We start from the raw sequence: 17,759 nt of genomic DNA, 5'->3' as shown, positions 1-17,759 counted from the left end.
TATAAAATCAGAGTTTATGGTCAGTACTTGAGTGGCGCAACTAGGGCCAGAGCGATATTAGGCAAGATAATACCGCTTTTACCGCATCAATACCAAACATCCGTTACTCGGCTGTGTTGTTGCCGATACGTGAATGCACCTCAGTGGCTTGAGCCATCATGTTATCCATTAAGGTTTGTACGGATTCTATTTCTCGAATTAAGCCTTGAGATTGACCAATAAACTGCACGCCATGGTCTAAATCTCCGTGGATTGTGGCGGCTTCAAGCTTTTCGGTGGCGGCTCCAAAGAGTGACAGCATCTTAATTTTATCGAATTGAGATAACAGTCCTAGTAGTAGCTTCCATAAGGGCATGTCGACCATTTTGGCGGCCTTGAATGATTTTATGGTGGCCATGAAAAAGTTCATCGGGCGGCGCGTTGCCTTTTCAGCCATGGGGGTTTTCATTACTCGAGCATAAAGACCATCGAAGTTTTTGGAATAAATCGTCTGTTCAACGTCTTTTTCCACAACGGTATCTTTGACATGCTGATGCAAAGGGCTTTCTTTAGATGTTGCAAAACGAGAGCCCATCGCAACGCCCTCTGCGCCAAGTGCTAGCGCGGCGATAAGTCCTCGACCATCGGCAAATCCCCCAGCGGCAATTACAGGTATATCGACAATATCGACTATGCTCGGGACTAAACACAGTGAAGTTACTTCACCACCATGGGCTGTGGCCTCATGACCTGTAACTAATAGCGCATCAACGCCAGATTTTTGTGCTGCTAATGCATGCTTTTGCGTCACCACAGTGGCAATGACTTGTCCGCCGTAGGCTTTAGCCGCCTGCACTAGCCAATCGCCTTTTCCTAAAGAAAAATTGATAACAGGCACTTGCTCTTCTAATGCGACTTTGGCATTTTCTTTGGCGCCTGGCATCATTAACGTCACGCCAATACCAAAAGGCTTATCGGTGAGTTCACGAATTTTTCGTATTGCTTGACGTGTCTCGTTTTGACTGAGCGGGCCCGTGGCTAAAATACCTAAGCCACCAGCATTGCTCACTGCCGCAACAAGCTCAGGGACAGAAATCCAGCTCATGCCGGGTAATATAATGGGTTTTTCGATGCCGAATAATTCGGTGATAGCAGTTTTCATCATTGTTATTCTACTGGTCAGATGTGTTTATGAGCATAGCTGGAATTTTGCTTGAAGTGAATACTGGTTGTAAGATACCTGTTTAGAAAGAGGAACTAAGATGAACGTAGTTATATTATTAGTGAGTTTAGTCATCGCGTTGGTCGTCTTGATACCATTATTGGAAAAGTATCAGCAGCGTTTAGGGCTAGATAAAATGCAAAAATATGCCAAATATGTACTGCCTTTATTAATGGTGACGCTGATCATTAAACTTATCTACGTTTTGGTGGTTGGGTAACAAGCGCCGAGCTATTTTTTGCGGCGCTTACCATTTTGTAACTTCAACCATCCAGGTTTTTGCGAGCGATTTAATTCACTTAAAATAAGGGTTGCCTTTTCTATTGTGATCCTAAAGTCGGCGATATCTTTGTATACCTGAACTGCTATTTTCTTTCTTTTTACCGCCGCGCCGGCATCTAAAAATGACTCGACCAATTTATTCAAAAAGCGTGTTAGCGGCGAGCGAGCCCGAGTATTATCTTTACTTTCTAAGCGTTGCGTTTGTTGCTCTAGTTTGCGCTTTATTTGTGTTAATTCGGCTTGGCTAAATTCGCTTTGGGCATTGGGCAACATTTTGAACAAGTCGAGCTTGTCAGCTAAGTATTGGCATTCAATCGCGCTGAGCTCCTCTTGCTGTAAAATTCTACTTAAGCCATTTCTAAACTCAGTTTGTGTCACGCTGCGGCGGCTTAGACGCTCGCAATGCTGATTAAACAACTGCCACTTTTGCCACATGTAAACATAGCCCAGTCCCGCACCTTTGATATTTTGCATGCCGACGATAATTTGGTGCTCATTTGGCAGTGCTTGTTTGGCAATGATTTGGTTTAAGGCGTCAGGCTTGATGTCGCTATCATGCACTAACGTACATTTTAGAGTGGCAAGTTGCTCTGCAAGCGCTGCTGTCTGCGAAAGCCTAGTGTTCAGGTCTTCAACTTCAAAAATCGTATAGGCAATTGTCCACGCTTCAAAACGTTTTAGAATTAGCTGATGTGTTTCATCTTCACTGTTAAGGTGTGATTGTAGTGAGTCGATACTTGAAAATGCAGATTCAGGCAGCTTGTCTGCCGTAGTATTTAATGATGCAATAAGCGCATCTCGCGATAATGTGAGCCTAAAACGCGTGAGTAAATCGCACAGTGCATTGTGGTCGTTATTGCTGAAAATACTGTGTAAGAGATTTTCCAGTGCAACCATAAAGTACTTAAAGAAGCCATCGATATTGGTGCCGATCACCACAATGGCATCAAAATGCAGATCATTGGCCAGAATGTTCGCAAATACTTGCGAGCGTGCTACACGGTCGTTACGATTATTAATTAGTGCAACAATTTGCCCCTGCTTTCCCTGTTCGACAATGTTTAAGCGTTTCCAATTTTCTATCGTTGCTAGGCGTTCGTTGGCAGACATGCTGTTGATAAAGCTTTGACTGATTGCACCAATCTTTGCGGTCGTAAACTGCTGAAGCACGCCAACATCGGGAATAACCCTAGAAGCCGTTTCTTTGAACACATAGTCTTTATTGATGCCAATATATTGCGCCATTTTGCAGACTAAGGCGATGTTATCCGGATGCTCAACATAGGGGTACTTTGCGAGAATGTCAGGCGTGATTTGATACCCATCACCCCAATGAATTTGAATGAGCGACGTGTTTTTTTGCTCTGCCGCCAAGTTGAGCACGGAGGCCATATTCTGCTCGGCGGTGAACACTTGGGTGTTGTAGCCCAAAAAGGCGGACATTTCTTTTGCTACATCCAAACCTGTTGGGCCCAAAATATCTTCATGATCTGGGTAGGCATTAGTAATGGTAGCAAAATTGTCTTTCATCCAGCGCACTAGAATTTTCACATATCTCGGAGTCAGGCCCATACATTCCCACAGGAAAACGTCCGCTTTTACCTGTTTTGCAAAATGTAGCACATCAGCTTGCTCCCAAATACTCGCTTTGTCGAAAGGCCGAAATAGCGGGATCTCATATTGCTCACCGGAAATTTTTGAATAGATAAGCATTGCTTCACAGCCCGTGGTCTTGCTCACGACTCTCAGCGCCAAGCTGCTAAATAAAGCTGACTTCAGCCTCTCGGTTCCTGATTTTCCTCGTGTTCCCCAGCCGCCAATGGACACCGGAATGTGTTTTCGATTTTGCTTTATTCTTTTACTGACATAAATATGCCGAGTCCAAAAGTAGCTAATAAATGCAAGCACAAAGAAAACCAGCTGCGAAATACTATTTTGATAAATGGCATCGACGTATTCTTTAAAACTGCTCCAAATGGTGAGTAGCGCTGAGGTGACACCAGAGCGAGTATAAAGTTGCTGAATGTCTTTCGCGACAGGAAAGGGCGTTTTTGCGATGTCGCCATAGGCACTAAAGCGTAGCGAAAACCCCAGCGTGTTAAGTGCATCCAAATACTTACCTTGCTCAAGTTCGTTGCCTTTTCGTAAGCGGTCTAGCTCTGCAAACTGCCATGTTATGGTCCAGTACGCCTTAAGGCGTCGCCACAAAGTTGATGGCGGAGTAACGGCTAAAATACCATCCGGCGTATAGGTTTTGGCGTCTTCTTTACTGTGGTCATTAGTCAGTACACTTAGCAAAAAGTCGAGTAATGGTAAATGTGGTCGACTCGTTTGTTCGGCGATATTAAAGAGCAACTCCCCTGGCACTTTTGTTTCGCTAATTTCCGCGGTAGTGCAGCTAGGGACGTGGATTGATACGCTGGGCTTTTTCGCTTTGGTATGGGAATAGCTTTGACGTTTATCGGTACTTGGTTGTCTTATTTCGTGTATTACTCGCCACAACCTTCTTGCTTGACGATAGCCTTGTTGGATACGCCAGCCAGCTTTTGTTTTTGAGGCATTAAGACTTTGACCGCGCTGTGCAATATAAGAAAGTGAGCGGCCCAGTTCATCACGAGACCAAGTTGCCAGTGCGTCACTTTGTTCGTTGGCTTCAAGAGAAGCGTTGAGCTGCGCGATGATGGCTTGATGATAGAAGCTACCTAACTGCTCTCTGGCTCTGGTGATATAACGGCAAACGGCGATGTTTGTTTCGTTCGATAAACATTTATTTAAGGTATCAATAAACCGTTTGAAGCAGAGATCGGCTTGATTTGATTCAAGTTGCATATTCAGCATAATACGCGCGCTTTGCTCAAGCGCTAAGCGCTTGAGCTGCATACTAAAGTCGCCTGTTAGCACACGTTGCCACAGTAAAAATGCAAAGTCCTGTTGGCAAAAGCGGTCGGCGGATAACTGTTTTATCAAGGTAAAAAGTACGGCATTCTCATTCTCTTGCTCAAACCGCTTGGCGATTAACTCTTGTGCAAACGATGTGGGATAAAACTCGACAAACTCTAGCGTAACCTGGCGCACCCTAGGTAAGGTGTGCTCGCTGAGTGCACAAAGCATATTGAGATCTTTTTCTGTAAGCTTTGGCTGGCTGACAATAATTTTGGGAAAGATACTCAAAATATAGAGTACTTCGGCATCAACTAGCTGACTAGTTTCAATGTCGTTCGCTTCTTCAAGCAAAGCCCACATGTAGGCACGAATAAAAGTGGGGCGTTGATGTATTAAGATCTCTAAAATATCGACGGTTGCCTGATAGGGCATATTGTCAGACTCAAGCAACTCAATAAGTTTGGCGATAAGATCTGCGTCTAATTCCGAGTCAACCTCATAGTTGTTCAAGGTTGCGACCATATTGACCAGTGCGCGGATCAAGCCATGACGAATATGTTGATTTTGACTATGGGCGAGTAAATTTAAGCAAAATGGCTGTAAATCCAAGCGTTGCCAGGCATTTTCTAGGGTATCGTGGTGAGCACGTAAATATCGATTCGTTAGCGCCCCAAGTTTGGCGATTAAAAATTTAACCTGTTGTTCAATAGCGGCAACTTGATGTTGATATCGAGCAACTACAGCGCCTTCGTCAAACCATCGTGAAAAAGCTTTTTTATCTTGTTCTAATGCGGCTTTAGTGGTGCCAAGTTCTTGAGCATAAGCAATAATATGAAGCTCTTTTTCACTGGCAAATTCAGACTTAGCGATACGCTGTACAAATCCGGTGTGGGATACCTCAAGCAGCAAAATTTGCTCATGTAGAGTCTCAATTTTATGGCGTAAAAAGGCGATAGATTGAAGTACCAGCCAGTCGGTTTCATCCTCGTTTTCAGGGCGATTGTAAATGAGTTCCCATGTACACAATTCGTCGATTAACGCACTGTATTTATGTTGATACAAGTTCAGCCAAAACTTTTCAGTTTCGGCAAAAAATAGGGCTTCTAATTGACTCTTTAAGGCTTCAACGCTCATGTAAATCTTGCTCTAATAAATGACTTAGCTGTAACGATTCAAAAATAATTTCATCGTGCGCATAGGGGGCAAAAGCAGTTTGCTGTAAATTGCCTAAACGTACTTGTAGCCCAACCTGATGGGTATTGTTAAACCAGTCTTGAGTCCAAGTTACACCTAACCAACCTGCGGTGTTATGACTAAAGTCAAAGCCCGTTTGCCAACCCAATTGAGTTAAGTATTGCCACGTTGGATTGGGGCGGTTCTGATCGGCAAATACATAGCTTGATGTTAATCCGGCATGGAAAATATGGCCTTGATAAAACTGATACCAATCAAATGAAAACAGTGCATTGTCGAGCGTTTGCCAATCTTGATTTGACGTCAGTGTAACGCCGGAGCTGAAGTAACTATCAACCCAAGGCTGATAGCGCAGCCCAGCATGCGCTTGCCAGCCGTGCTTGTGATTATTACGGTAAAAGGTGTACATATCAGGGCCAATTTGCTCGTCTGCAATAAATTCGTCCTTGCTGATACTGGTGTACGTGTAAAAAGGCTGCCACCACCAAATGCTTCTAAAACCGCTGTTATAACGGTGAATTTGGCCAAATTTTGCCGAAATACTAGAGCTTAAATGGGTTTCACTGATAGCCGTTGCATCCTGCCAGCGATTACGCATTCTTGCTTCTGCAAACCAGTTCGACTGTTTCGAGAGCCAATCATATTGACCATTGATGGAGAAAGTGTCTTGGTGATGATTATCCATCGTGTAGAAAGTATCGATGCGGTACCAGTTATTTTCATCCTTCATTCTCAGTGATAAACCTAAATCGAGTGTAGTACGGCTAGGGCTAGGCTCCGTTGTCTGTACAATGTCGTCGCTATCAATATTCAAAAAGCCTTCGATGCCAGTGCGACTCTCATCAGTTTCAATGCGAGCCTGCTGAAATACGGGTTCAGCACTTGTTGGTGTTAACTGTTGCTTGGTTTTTAAGAACATTGGCACTTCAGGTACTAGGTTAACGCGGTGCAATGTTGGACTTAACGTCCAGATAGACATGCGTGCTAACGTTTGCTGTTGTTGGCCGGTCAGTGAGACTTGTCCTGCCGGGTGAAAATAGGTGGCTTCATTTCTAATACCATCGGCAAAGGTTTCAATTTTAATCAGACTATCTCGAGTTAATTTCGCCGTGATTGGGGTAGTTTCATCAGAGCGATAAAAGATCTGCCTCGTATCCAATGGGATATCATGCCATTGACCTTGGTCGAAGTATTGCGGACGTACGCTAACGCTTTGCCCCGATAAAGGGTTGAGCCAACGCAATTGCAATAGTCCTTGTCGCGTCTCAACTTGTTTAATGCCGTAATAGAGCGGTTGCGTTGGCTGCAGCGAAATCACATCACCTTGATTTGGCCCCACCAGCTCTACATTAGCAGGCGGTGCCATGATTTGCTTGGCAGAAGAGTAGGCAAACTTTACTCTTACTTGAACTTGTTGATACTCAGAAAAATCAATAGTCAGTAATTCGTTTGCTCTGAGTGGCAGGCCTGACGGCGGATTTTCTGTGAGGTGTGCGGTGATCTGGTCACCAACGCTTTGCGCCGCAAGCGTATCGACCTTAACCTTTTGTGTACCCACATAACTTGTGTATTGCTCCGCGGCAAGCCATTGACCATAGCGCATCAAGCGGGCATATAAATCGGTTAAAACGGCATCACCCGACAAGCTTGGGTGCAGACGTTGAAGGACCCTGTGGTAGCTTTCATTAGACAATGTTTGCTGGCTCAATTGATACAAGGCATTTATCGTGATTTCTCGGGCGTTTAGCTCATCTGCTATGCGCGCATCAGCGCGACTAACCAAGTGTGCAGACTTATCTACAAAAGCCGGAGTATCAGCGATTTCTGGTTGCACCCGGATCTCTACAAACAACTCATTACTACTGAAAAGGGTGAGGCTTTCATTTGCCGCTAATTGAATATATTGCTGCGATGCAATAGATAATCGAGTCGTTTGTGGCTGCAATTGCAAGTTTGCTGCAATATCACTAAATATGGGTAAAATCCGGGTTTTGGCGTTGTGTTCATATAGCAGCCATTGAGTATTTTTGTATTCTTGTCCTTGGTATGCTGCACGTGCACTTAGCTTGACCATCAAAGGCGTTTTAGCAACCAGTTTGATGGGTTTACCCGAACCTAGCGGGTACAGCTCAGTTTGATCATCCATTGACTCCACGACTTGTAAACCATAGTGATTAAGGCTGTATTGAGGCTGGGTCAGTTCGTTTGTTTGAATTGCCGCGACTTGTTCGGCCTGTTTTGGTGTTAACTCCATTTGCTGGCTTGTCCACAGCGCTTCTTGCTGAAGTCCGGAGTCAAGTAGGTACGTCAACAGGATATCATCGCATTGATATTGCGTGATATCGGTTTCGTGGGCAGCACACAATAGACTAGCTTGGATATACTCATTCAGCGCTAAATATCTCGTGAGTAGTTCATTGGCGGCGTACTCTCTTAAAGATTGAGCTGTACTTTTAAGCAGTGATTTTAGTAACACCTCGGCGTTTCCACTGCGTTCTAGCTGAGTCAAAATAGCGATATTAAGTTGCCAAGCCATTAACGTAATTTGCTCACTATGCCCACTCAAATACGGCTTCAGTTTCGCAAGTGCCATGAGTGGTTTGGTCTTTGCTACCATTTGCAGTTCCGCAAGTACTTTAGTGGCAGTAAACTGGTCGTGGTTGTCTGTCTTAACACTTAGTTCCGGCGCACTCAGCCCGCTAAGAGATAAATAGTAAGTGTCCGCTCGATTTTGTTTGCTTCTTGCAAGTAGACCTTGAACGAGTGGCCCTTGGCCTAGTGCTTCTTGCGTCATGGTCAAGAAGTCGGGAAATGGTTGTAAGCGGTTTACTGCTACAGCGATATCAAGCGCTTGCTTAGCCCCTTCAATCATCACAACTTTGGATGCTGGATTTATGTGTAGGGTAAGTCTTTGAAAATGACTGCTAGGCGCAACAAGCAGCGTATGTTGGCCATACTCGCTGGAGATGGTTAAGCGCTCTTGCGTTCTTGCTCGAACATACAAGGTAATTGCATTATCAACTCTCACTATATTCTCAAGATGATACTTCAGTGGTTGAGACGAGGTAATGTAATTGACTCGCTGAGCGCTTGAAGTGAGCAGCACTTGCCCAGCGGCGCTGCGGCTGCCCAGTGTCACTCCACTTATCGCAATATGATGAGTGAGCGGTTGAGGGGAACTTGGCGTTAAAAAATACACCGTAGAGGCAATATCGTTAAGCATTTGCTTACGTTTGACCGCCAGCGCCGTGTCAGAAGCGTTAAAAGTAAGTGGAGAAGTATCACCATTTATGTAAAGGGCGCTAAGCTGCTCGTTCAGCTGTTTATTCCAATACGGATTAAATAGCGACTCTTGCTGCTTTATTCCCGCATTATCGTCGTAAATACCACGGTGCATTTGTAGTAAGTTAAGGTAGGTAGGCACCGATGTTGTGATTGTGAGATAACTACCTTGCGGGATGGCGATATAATCTTGGTTAGACAAGCCGACTTTAGGCTCAAGGTACTCATCCGCTTGGATATCTGGTATTGCAATGGTGCTGATAACCTCACCGTTGACTTTAATTGTGACAGTACCGTTTTGCGCAATCGCGTGTAGATCTTTTCGAACCTCTAGTTTGAGCTTTTTGGCGTGTTCAAAGAATACGCTTGTCACTTGTGTAGGTTGTAGATAAAACCAGCGCTCTGTATCTTGCGCTAATTGCAGTGTTTGGTCGTCAAGCCCTGGCAGTCTGAGCGCTCTTCGATACGGATCTCTGTGGCTGTGCATGCTGCCTTGCCAAAGCGCAAGAGATTGAGCGTTATCACCGGTGTAAGCAACCTGAATTAAGCGGTTTTGTGCAGTTGCACTCAGTTGGCATCTGGATTGAATACATAACCAATCGGACGTTGGAATGACACGTTGTAGCTTTGGAGTTTCCCCTGCAAAAAATTCGAATGTATCGAGGGCACTTGGTGTTGTGACTAACCATGCGTGACTTGGCAAAAACAGCCACGCTTTTTGCCGAGGTGCAAAGTGCTTGTTAGCATTGGCTTGGATAAATTGCATACGTGACAGATCAACCCATTGGGCAGCCGTTTGTATCCCTACCTCATTGGCTCGGGATATCGTTGCAAACAGCAGTAGTGTCATTATAAAAGTGATTGCACGCATTTAGTAAACAGCTCTAGTTGTTGATTGTTATTAATTAATTGCTTTCTTGTTTGATAGCTTAGCTCAATATGGATAAAGCTATATTCAGGAAGCGCAAGCTGATGCATGATATTTTGCGTCCCGCCAAGTTCTTGCACTTCTTGAGGGTAAATCAGCGCCCGATAACCTTGCTTAACAAGACAAGACTTCAACTTCCATAGTGCGTCGTCATTCGCCTTACCTTGGCTCAAAATTATTTCGCTTAGTTTACCGCCGTGGGTTTTTCGCTTCTTCTGACTAAACCCATGTATTTGGAACACTTTTGCTGTTGGGTGTAAAGATGTAAAAGCTACGATAGCTGACGCGTGAATATTGTGAGGTTGTTTGGCGTAATCATAGGTTTTACCGGTGTCGTTGTTATCGTATCTGTGTTTTGTATTGCTCAGTAACACTTGGCAACTGTGCTGGAAAATGTGCGCACCAATGGTCAGCGTATGTTTATCATGAAAGCGATGTGGAACAGACACCACGCAAGGCCGATGCTTTGGCGCATACGTGACTTCGCCGTGCGCTTCACTTTGAGGCTTTGGCGTCAATGTAAACTGCTCTGCTTGGTGCGTAAATTGCCAGCCATCGAGCGCTACGGGTTGTTTAAACCAGTGCGTCATTTTGCTGCTGTCTGGAATCGCAGCGTTAACATTCAATGACAAGCACAATGCAATGTAAAGTGCGTAGCGACTAAGGCGTTTCATCTTGCCACCAGTTTAATGTTGCATCAGGTTGTTCATGTTCCTCTAATACACTTATCCAAACATCATGTGAAAAGCTGAGCGTCATGGTTTTAGGCGATGTTAAGTCTTGAAATAGCGGCAAAGTAATACTTGGATACTCGTACAGCTCTGCGTGATTAGGGTTAAAAAACATCCTCGTTTGTGCAGGGTTTAGGTGTAAGACAAAGTGTTTAGCTAAAATCGTGTATTCATCGCTTGGGGTGATTACCTTAGTGCTATCCAGAGCGGTTGCTACCGTGATTTCAGCTTGAGGTTCGGCACTAAACACTTTGACGACCAAAGCGTTAGGTTGCAAGTTATTCTCACTAACAGCAACGGTAAGTGGCGTTGTTTTTGCCACTTTGTACAGGCGGATCTTCCGCACGGTTCTTGGAAGCCCTTGATTGATGAAAAGTGCTTGGGTGTTCGCTAACTCCTCTATTTGTAAGCTGTTTAACGGAACTTCAAATAATGTAGGTTTGCGCTTTTGCTTCACAATCACACTGCTTGGGTAGCTTGTTGCTTTACCGAGCTTAAAGAGCGCAGATTTAGTTACCTGACGATATTCAAACTCCATTTGCGGTACTGAGTTATCAAAGTAAGCTTGCTCAATGGGCACCAACGCGATATCCGATACAGCTAAAAGCTGATCTAAGTCTTTGGAGCGGTATTGAGGCAGCAACTCAGGTACTTCAGGTGGCGTTTCAAATAAGCGCACCGATGCTATCTGCTTTTGAGTGTGAAAGAGGTAATGGTTGTCGGCCTTTTGGCTAAACCATGCGTCAATCCCCTGATAAATTGGGCTTTCAGGGTCGCACACTGGGTCACAGCGATGATCCAGATAATTAAATGTTGGGCTGCGGGCTTGCAGCTTCACCATCGCGTCTTCGGCTTCAATTTTGATTTGATTAACGTTATCTGGTATTGCCAAATAACGCTTCTCTGCGGTTGGTAAGGTTTGTCGCTCCGTGGTTTCAGTTATCAGTCTATCAAACAAAGCTTGCTCCGCCGTTGCGGTAAAAACATAGTCCTTGATCCGCTCATTGTTGCTATAGAGGCTCACAGAGAGAGTGCTGCCAATGGGCGCGCGCCATTCTAAAGCGATATCGCTTTTAGGAGAGACTTGATAGTAAACCGGCGTTTGCGCGTTGAGCATATAATAATAACTATGCAACGGGACTATAGGGTCGACGCCATTGCTAAATACCCGAATGCTGGTGGGGGCGCTTGCGCTTATGGTAACAAGGCCTGCTGGTAGGTTGCTTAGTCTAGCTTGGGTAGTGGATAGCATCTCAGGCGTTAGTGGCTTTGGCGCGTCGAGTTGGCGTAAATCGTGCCAAACAAAAGTAAGATTTGCATTCTCGGAATGGCTTAATAAATATTCCGTGTGTTCATAGACGCGAAAACTTGCGCTCAGCTGCTCAGAAATAAACAAACTATCTAAGTCTAGCTGGGTCGAGAAATCATGATTAAGCACATTGTAAGGCAGTGACTCGTATAACAAGTCAGCACGAAAGTCGATGTTAGGCACGCCCTGTGGTGCTAGCTTTTGCCAATCTAACATGACCGAATTGTATTTTTCTTCGTTGGTTAAGGCGTTTTCACCTATGGTGTGGTAATTCGTCATGCGTTCACGCCATTCGGTTGGCCTTTTCAGCCATGCTTTGGCGGGGTCGACAATACTGTTACTGGTTTGAGCATGGACACGTACCACCACGCCTTTAAGCTGAGCATTTTCTGGTATTAGCTTTAACGTGATGGTTGCAGCCTGTTGTAACTCTTCACGATTTAAATAAAAGGATTGTCCAGACGCCACGGCCAACGCTTCACGGTTTTCAATGATCTGTTTTACCTGTTGCTGAAAGTCGTTCGAGGCAGCTTTAGCTGCATGATGATAAGTACCGCGATAAATAATCGCTCCTTTTGCATCAAGTAACTGATATTCAATAGCATAGTTGACAGGCTGATCATCCAGCGGCTGAGATTCGAATATCCCATTGGACAACACCCGAACAGACATGGTCCGAGACGCAGAAAAGGAAAACTTCAGTGCACTGTCGGTTTTTAGCCAATGCACATTGGAGCGAATATTAAACAGGGTCGAGGTATTTGAAGGCTCCGCAGATTTTACCCACACAAATAAAGTGACGGCGAACCAAACAAAAAGTAGCAGCAAAGCTGTAAAAATAGCAAATCGTAATATCTGCTTAATCCAGTACATAACGCCCCTCATGAACCGCTTTTGCATAAGTGGCTAAATCAATAACGCGATTTCTTCTTGGTAAGTATAGCGCGAGCAGCGCGTTATCTCGGGTAAACATTAATCCCAGCTCACCATTTCTATGCGTGCTGAAGGCGCTTATTTTACATTGACTTTCAAATTGACAAAGTGCTTGGAGCACAGGTAAATGTTGGGTGGTGGCATAACGCCCTGTGGCCACATTAAGTGCGTCAATAAATTGCGCACTCGCCTCATGCCAATCATTTGGAGAGAGGGCAAGCAAATCGATTACTTTGAGCTTAGGTGTGTGTGCAACGGCTAAAAGGCGTTGCAATAAAGCATCGTTGGTAATGGCAAAGTGCGATTTAAAATCCGATGCCAACCACAATGCCGCTAACTCACTTTTTGGTGCGAACAGCTGATATCCCGACTGTGGTGTGGTACCGAGTTCTAAGCCTCTTGTTGCTTGTTGTCCTAATACGGTTTGAGTATTAACACCAAGATCAGCTAGCACCCTTTGTAGTGTAGCAATGGTGTCATTATGAATAGGGTTAGGCGTTGTAAATTGGTACGCAAGCGCTGAAGGTCTGATGCTTGCAGGCGCGCTATGACTGCGGATCTGTAAATTAAGTAAGGGGTTGTCGTAAAAGTAGCGCTGTGCACTTTGATACACCACATTAAATAATGACCGCACGTTGTCGGCTGCCATGACATTTGCATCGATGCTGGTATACGGGTGAGCACCAGCGATTGCCAGTAACTTTGCGTGGGTGGCCGTAAACAACTGCCCAGAGAACTCCAAGGTGTTACTTTCAAAGAGTGGTCTAGGCACCGCAATGGTGAGGGATGGTTTAGCCAGCAAGGCAATAAAGTACACCCCTTGACCCAAATCATAGGCAGATTTGGTATCTAAAGGAGAAAGCGCAACGAATTGCCCTTGATTATTTTCAACTAAAGTTAATTGGTACTGTAATAGGTTTGCTACGCGATTTATCTGACTCAGTCTTACCTCAAGCGTTTCCGGCGTTGTCACTATCTCAAGATTTTGGGTGATAGCAAATAACGGCCTTAACACTTCATATTCCCACAGTGCAGCACTGGTATCGCTCAGTGCGCTAAATGCACCGCTGCCTTTGGCGCTAATGTGACTGGAAAATGCTTCAATAAGTGCCTGTATGCTCTCATCGCTTGTGCTTATTTTATCTATGTCTTTGTCGATACGTTGCAGGCCATATGCGCTTAGCAACGACGAATAGCTATCCGAGCTTAAATACGCCTCAATCATTTGGCCATGGAACTGGCTGTAAGGTAAAGGTGCATTTGCCGCGAGACCAAAGTGTGCATCGTTGATGTTAAACAAGGTAGCAAGTTCAGATTGTTGTACTGAGCTTGGCACACTGTTAAATATCCACATCTGTGCGTCTTCTTTTAAACTGTGTTGGTGCATCAACTGGCTTACTTGCCGATTAATTTCTCTGAGTTGGACTACTTCTGGAATATCCATCGCCATAAAAAAGTCACTGTAGAACTCGCTTTGTTTGCCGTTCTTATCGCCATTATGGTTAGGTCGCGCATTGCCAAATGCTATAGCTTGGCTTTGCCAGTAGGAAAACAATATCCCACCGGCCTCGCTGGCAAGCCGCTCTGCAGTGGGGTAGGGGACGCTGATGATATGGGCTTTTTGAGCAGCTAAATTAATGATAAACAGGCCGCGCTTATGCTCTTGTTGATTGTCTTTTATTACTAAAAATTGTGTTGTACGTTGCAAAGAAAAGTCGGCTTGACGCAGTAAGGTGGCGGCCTCGACATAGTGTGACTCACTATCCTGCTTAAGCAACCTAATTGCTTGTTTAAAGTGGCTACGTTGCTGCTCGGTCACATATTGGCTGACATTAACGTTAGCCGCATTTTGAGTATACAGCTGGCTCTTGTAATTACTGATCACTTGGCCGAGCGTTAAATCGCTGGCTGTTTCATTTATCGCTAATGTATTACTTTGTACGAATAGGCTTGGAATAACCATAATTGCAAAACCGATACAGATGGCGATAAAGCCACCAACAATTGAAGTTTGAAAAGTTGCACGGATCACAAGGCCTAGCGCATTTTTTTGGTAAATTTTAAGGGCGAGTAAGGTCGATAGCATGTAGCCAAAAGCAAAGGTATCGGTCACTTTTAAGGTTGGGAAGTAACCGACGACGACGTAGTTTAAAATCAGTTTGTAGACAAAGCCAATATTAAAAAACAGCAGCATGAGTCGTGCGCCTTCGATATTGGCGTGTTTTAAACGAGTAAAGTTTAAGACTACATATCCAAAGACTAAAATAATTGCTGTTTCTACGAATGATGTGAGCAGCTTAGTGGGTTGCATCAGTTGCAGAGCTAGCAGCGCAGGCAGCATAATGCCATTAAATTCCCAGCCGTACTTTAAATTAGCCCTTGATGCGATAAAAGCGGTGATCACCAAGATAATATAAGCTTTAGGGGCTGCAATAATGGAGGCCGCAACAGCTTCGTACATGACGGCAAGATTGGCAATGCTAAAGTTGGTAAACGTCATCAATCCAAAACGAATGATGATATAGGTAACAATCAACTGAATAGCGGTGACTTTTATGCCATATTTAAAGCCACCATTCCACATTACATTGGCGGTCAAGGCGATGATAATCAGCCCGAGGCTATACAGCTGTGCGGCGTAATCAAAAGTGATGTCCCATTGTGTTAAGTACGCGGCGACCAGCGGCCAAAACAGCACATCCATGGTAACTCGAACAATAATGCTTAACAAAACGATGGCAAAAAATCGGTCACGGCCAAACATTTCTGCATAGCCCAGTCGCTCAACAAGTGTTTTGGCAAAAAACCGCATTAAGCTATAAACAACAATGGCCTCAACAATGATCACCCAAGCCGATGTTGGGCTCACGATAAATAAAGGGACTAGGTAACCTGGAACCACTAAACCAGTTAACGGGAAGCCAAACCTAAGATTGAAAAATGCGACAACCGCGATGCCTATCCAAACACACGTGATAACGGACTGCCCAAGTCCGCCCGCACTTGGGAATAGCATCAGCGTCCAGTCCATCTATTCCTCATCCCACTCTTCAGGCAAAAGTTGCTCGTTAACCGCAAGCTGCTCTGACAAGTGTGTTAAAAAGGCTTCTTTATCATCTAGCTGAGATAACTGCTCGCCAAGGTCAATAAATTCAAACAACACCCCACTGGTTTCAAATGGTGTGCTGGCGTTAAGGCTGGTTGATTGTTTGAGTAAGGCGCGAATGCTTAATAAATAAGTTCGATTGTCTAAATATACGGGTAATACGATTTTGCCACGTTTTAAGGTTAAATAGCGCAGCTTTCCTTTAGCTTGTTCACTATCCATCTCGGTACAGCGACAAAGTAAGTCTAAGGCGGACATGTCGAAAATAGACAGCTTATGCTCTCTCGCAAAGCGTTCAAGAGATTCATTTACCTGCACAATTTGGCCAAATAAGTTATATAAAATACTGGCACTGTGAAGCTGGTTGAAGACATGCTCCAGTGAGGTGAGTTTTTGATCCATCTCATTAATTGCATTTTTGATTTTATGACTTAGTGGCTCTTTCAGAGAAAAGGTCAGCGCCCGAGTCAGTGTGCTCTTGAGGTTTTTTTGCTCAGCAGAAAACACTTTATAGTGGAATAATAATTCACCAATTTGATGTGCAAAGAGATTTACATTTTTAATAAATGCTTGCTCATCAAAGTTGTCTTGAGGAGTGACGGTTAGCGCCCAAAAACCCCGAACATCACCTGCGTACATCAAGGGCGCGATATACTGCTGCTCATCTTCCGCTAGATGTTGGAAGAAAGGGCGGGTAATTTTGATAGCACCAAACGCTTTGATTGCATCGGAATAAGGTACTCGCTGGTAATCTCGTCGCATCTCTAAGATATCACTGAGCTGACAGTGTATTGCGCGTATTTCAGTTACTCTGTGGTCACCCTCTAAGCGAGTGAGAAAGATACTTCTTCTCAGATTAAGCTGCTGATTAACCAGTTGGATGATTGCATCCCAAGGTTCATTATGCTCAAGAAAGTGCCGTGGTAGATATCGACCCATCATACGTTGTTGGATCAGGGCGATGAGAGACTTTAAGTTTTCTTCTTCTGACCATTTCAAAGAGATAAATACCCAAATTAGCGTCAGCCATATCAAAGATAGCAGCTCACCAAGCGGCAATAACACGGAGTACCAATGATGCGCAGCAAGGCCGCTTATGATCAGTAACACGCTGGTGGATACCGCAATGATGACATTGGTCTTGGTTGCATTTCTTTGGTACCACACTAAGAAAAATATTGATGCTAGTACCATGAGTGCGACTATCGTCACTTTATTTAAAGGCTGAATAAAGCTGTCGGATGCAAAGCTATTGGCGATAAATGCTTGTAGGTAAACAGGCGGAAGTTCTTGTGCACCAAAATAAGCATTACTATTTAAGCGTGAAAACTTTGAATGCTGAGCAACTAAGATGACCTTTTCGCGGAGTTGTGCTGTGAATAGGTCACCATCAAGTACTCTCTGCGCACTGAATTTGGGTAGTGAATAATAAGGCAGCGAGTAGTCTATGATTTTGTTGAGGTATTCACCATGCTGCGGGAATATTTTATCCCACAGTATGTCACATGTGCTTGCTGGTGGTGCAAGGCTGATTGCGCTGCCATACCAATTTTCTGTTTCCAACAGACAAACCGATTGCGTATTGAATGGATAGTAAATCGAGCCATCGTTTTGTTGTGGCGTAAGTTCGGTATTTGCAAAAAACACAACGGCTTTTGGTTGATAGTCAGAGAGTATTTTTGCCAACTGCTGATGTTGTTGCTGTAAGTTTTCTGCTTCAATCACGACTACTTGCGTTGCTTGTGTGGTGTTGAGCTTAGAAAACCATTGTAATCCAATTAGGTTTACCTGCTTATATAAGCCTGATGCTGAAGCGATCAACAAAATAGCGAATAAGCTCATAAATAGCCAAAACTCACGTTGGCGTTTTATAAAGTTTAATTGACTAAAAACCGACATGCCTTTTCACT

At 44.3% G+C, this 17,759-nt stretch carries 8 protein-coding genes; 1 reads left to right on the top strand and 7 read right to left on the bottom strand.

Translation table 11 applies throughout. The features are described from left to right. Positions 1-103 precede the first annotated feature (103 nt). On the bottom strand, positions 104-1,150 hold the full coding sequence (locus EXT47_RS12375) for a nitronate monooxygenase family protein (RefSeq protein ID WP_306419067.1): 1,047 nt from the start codon (positions 1,148-1,150) through the stop codon (positions 104-106). A gap of 91 nt (positions 1,151-1,241) precedes the next feature. Between EXT47_RS12375 and EXT47_RS12370 the strand changes: the two genes are divergently transcribed. After that, positions 1,242-1,421: a hypothetical protein gene (locus EXT47_RS12370; protein ID WP_010370747.1), complete on the top strand. Its 180-nt coding sequence runs from the start codon at positions 1,242-1,244 to the stop codon at positions 1,419-1,421. Between the two features lie 11 nt (positions 1,422-1,432). Here the strand turns inward: EXT47_RS12370 and EXT47_RS12365 are convergent, their stop codons facing one another. The 6 genes from EXT47_RS12365 to EXT47_RS12340 are packed head-to-tail and all read right to left on the bottom strand — an operon-like array spanning position 1,433 to position 17,748. Further along, positions 1,433-5,500, bottom strand: a complete 4,068-nt coding sequence (locus tag EXT47_RS12365) for a poly-gamma-glutamate synthase PgsB (protein ID WP_130126711.1) — start codon at positions 5,498-5,500, stop codon at positions 1,433-1,435. Beyond that, complete coding sequence (locus EXT47_RS12360; RefSeq protein WP_130126710.1) at positions 5,490-9,713, bottom strand: hypothetical protein; 4,224 nt, start codon at positions 9,711-9,713, stop codon at positions 5,490-5,492. Before EXT47_RS12360 ends, EXT47_RS12365 begins: the two co-directional genes overlap by 11 nt. Beyond that, entirely contained in the window at positions 9,692-10,444 is a 753-nt protein-coding gene (locus tag EXT47_RS12355; RefSeq protein WP_130126709.1) for a hypothetical protein, read from the bottom strand. The genes EXT47_RS12360 and EXT47_RS12355 overlap by 22 nt, the downstream gene beginning before the upstream one ends. Then, positions 10,431-12,683, bottom strand: a complete 2,253-nt coding sequence (locus EXT47_RS12350) for a hypothetical protein (protein ID WP_130126708.1) — start codon at positions 12,681-12,683, stop codon at positions 10,431-10,433. Before EXT47_RS12350 ends, EXT47_RS12355 begins: the two co-directional genes overlap by 14 nt. Further along, positions 12,670-15,774 carry a poly-gamma-glutamate biosynthesis protein PgsC/CapC gene (locus tag EXT47_RS12345; RefSeq protein WP_130126707.1) on the bottom strand — a complete coding sequence of 1,035 codons (3,105 nt, stop codon included), beginning with the start codon at positions 15,772-15,774 and terminating at the stop codon, positions 12,670-12,672. Before EXT47_RS12345 ends, EXT47_RS12350 begins: the two co-directional genes overlap by 14 nt. Then, positions 15,775-17,748 carry a hypothetical protein gene (locus tag EXT47_RS12340; RefSeq protein ID WP_130126706.1) on the bottom strand — a complete coding sequence of 658 codons (1,974 nt, stop codon included), beginning with the start codon at positions 17,746-17,748 and terminating at the stop codon, positions 15,775-15,777. Between the last annotated feature and the right edge of the window lie 11 nt (positions 17,749-17,759).

The organism is Pseudoalteromonas sp. CO342X (assembly GCF_004208915.1).
GTDB classification, from domain to species: Bacteria; Pseudomonadota; Gammaproteobacteria; order Enterobacterales; family Alteromonadaceae; genus Pseudoalteromonas; species Pseudoalteromonas maricaloris.
Note: the sequence above shows the minus strand (reverse complement) of the source record. Positions and strands in the feature narration are given on the sequence as shown.

Bases quoted from the DNA above. Each gene is read 5' to 3' on its own strand.
- EXT47_RS12370 (WP_010370747.1), top strand. From the start codon at position 1,242: ATGAACGTAGTTATATTATTAGTGAGTTTAGTCATCGCGTTGGTCGTC.
- EXT47_RS12365 (WP_130126711.1), bottom strand. From the start codon at position 5,500: ATGAGCGTTGAAGCCTTAAAGAGTCAATTAGAAGCCCTATTTTTTGCC.
- EXT47_RS12360 (WP_130126710.1), bottom strand. From the start codon at position 9,713: ATGCGTGCAATCACTTTTATAATGACACTACTGCTGTTTGCAACGATA.
- EXT47_RS12355 (WP_130126709.1), bottom strand. From the start codon at position 10,444: ATGAAACGCCTTAGTCGCTACGCACTTTACATTGCATTGTGCTTGTCA.
- EXT47_RS12350 (WP_130126708.1), bottom strand. From the start codon at position 12,683: ATGTACTGGATTAAGCAGATATTACGATTTGCTATTTTTACAGCTTTG.
- EXT47_RS12345 (WP_130126707.1), bottom strand. From the start codon at position 15,774: ATGGACTGGACGCTGATGCTATTCCCAAGTGCGGGCGGACTTGGGCAG.
- EXT47_RS12340 (WP_130126706.1), bottom strand. From the start codon at position 17,748: ATGTCGGTTTTTAGTCAATTAAACTTTATAAAACGCCAACGTGAGTTT.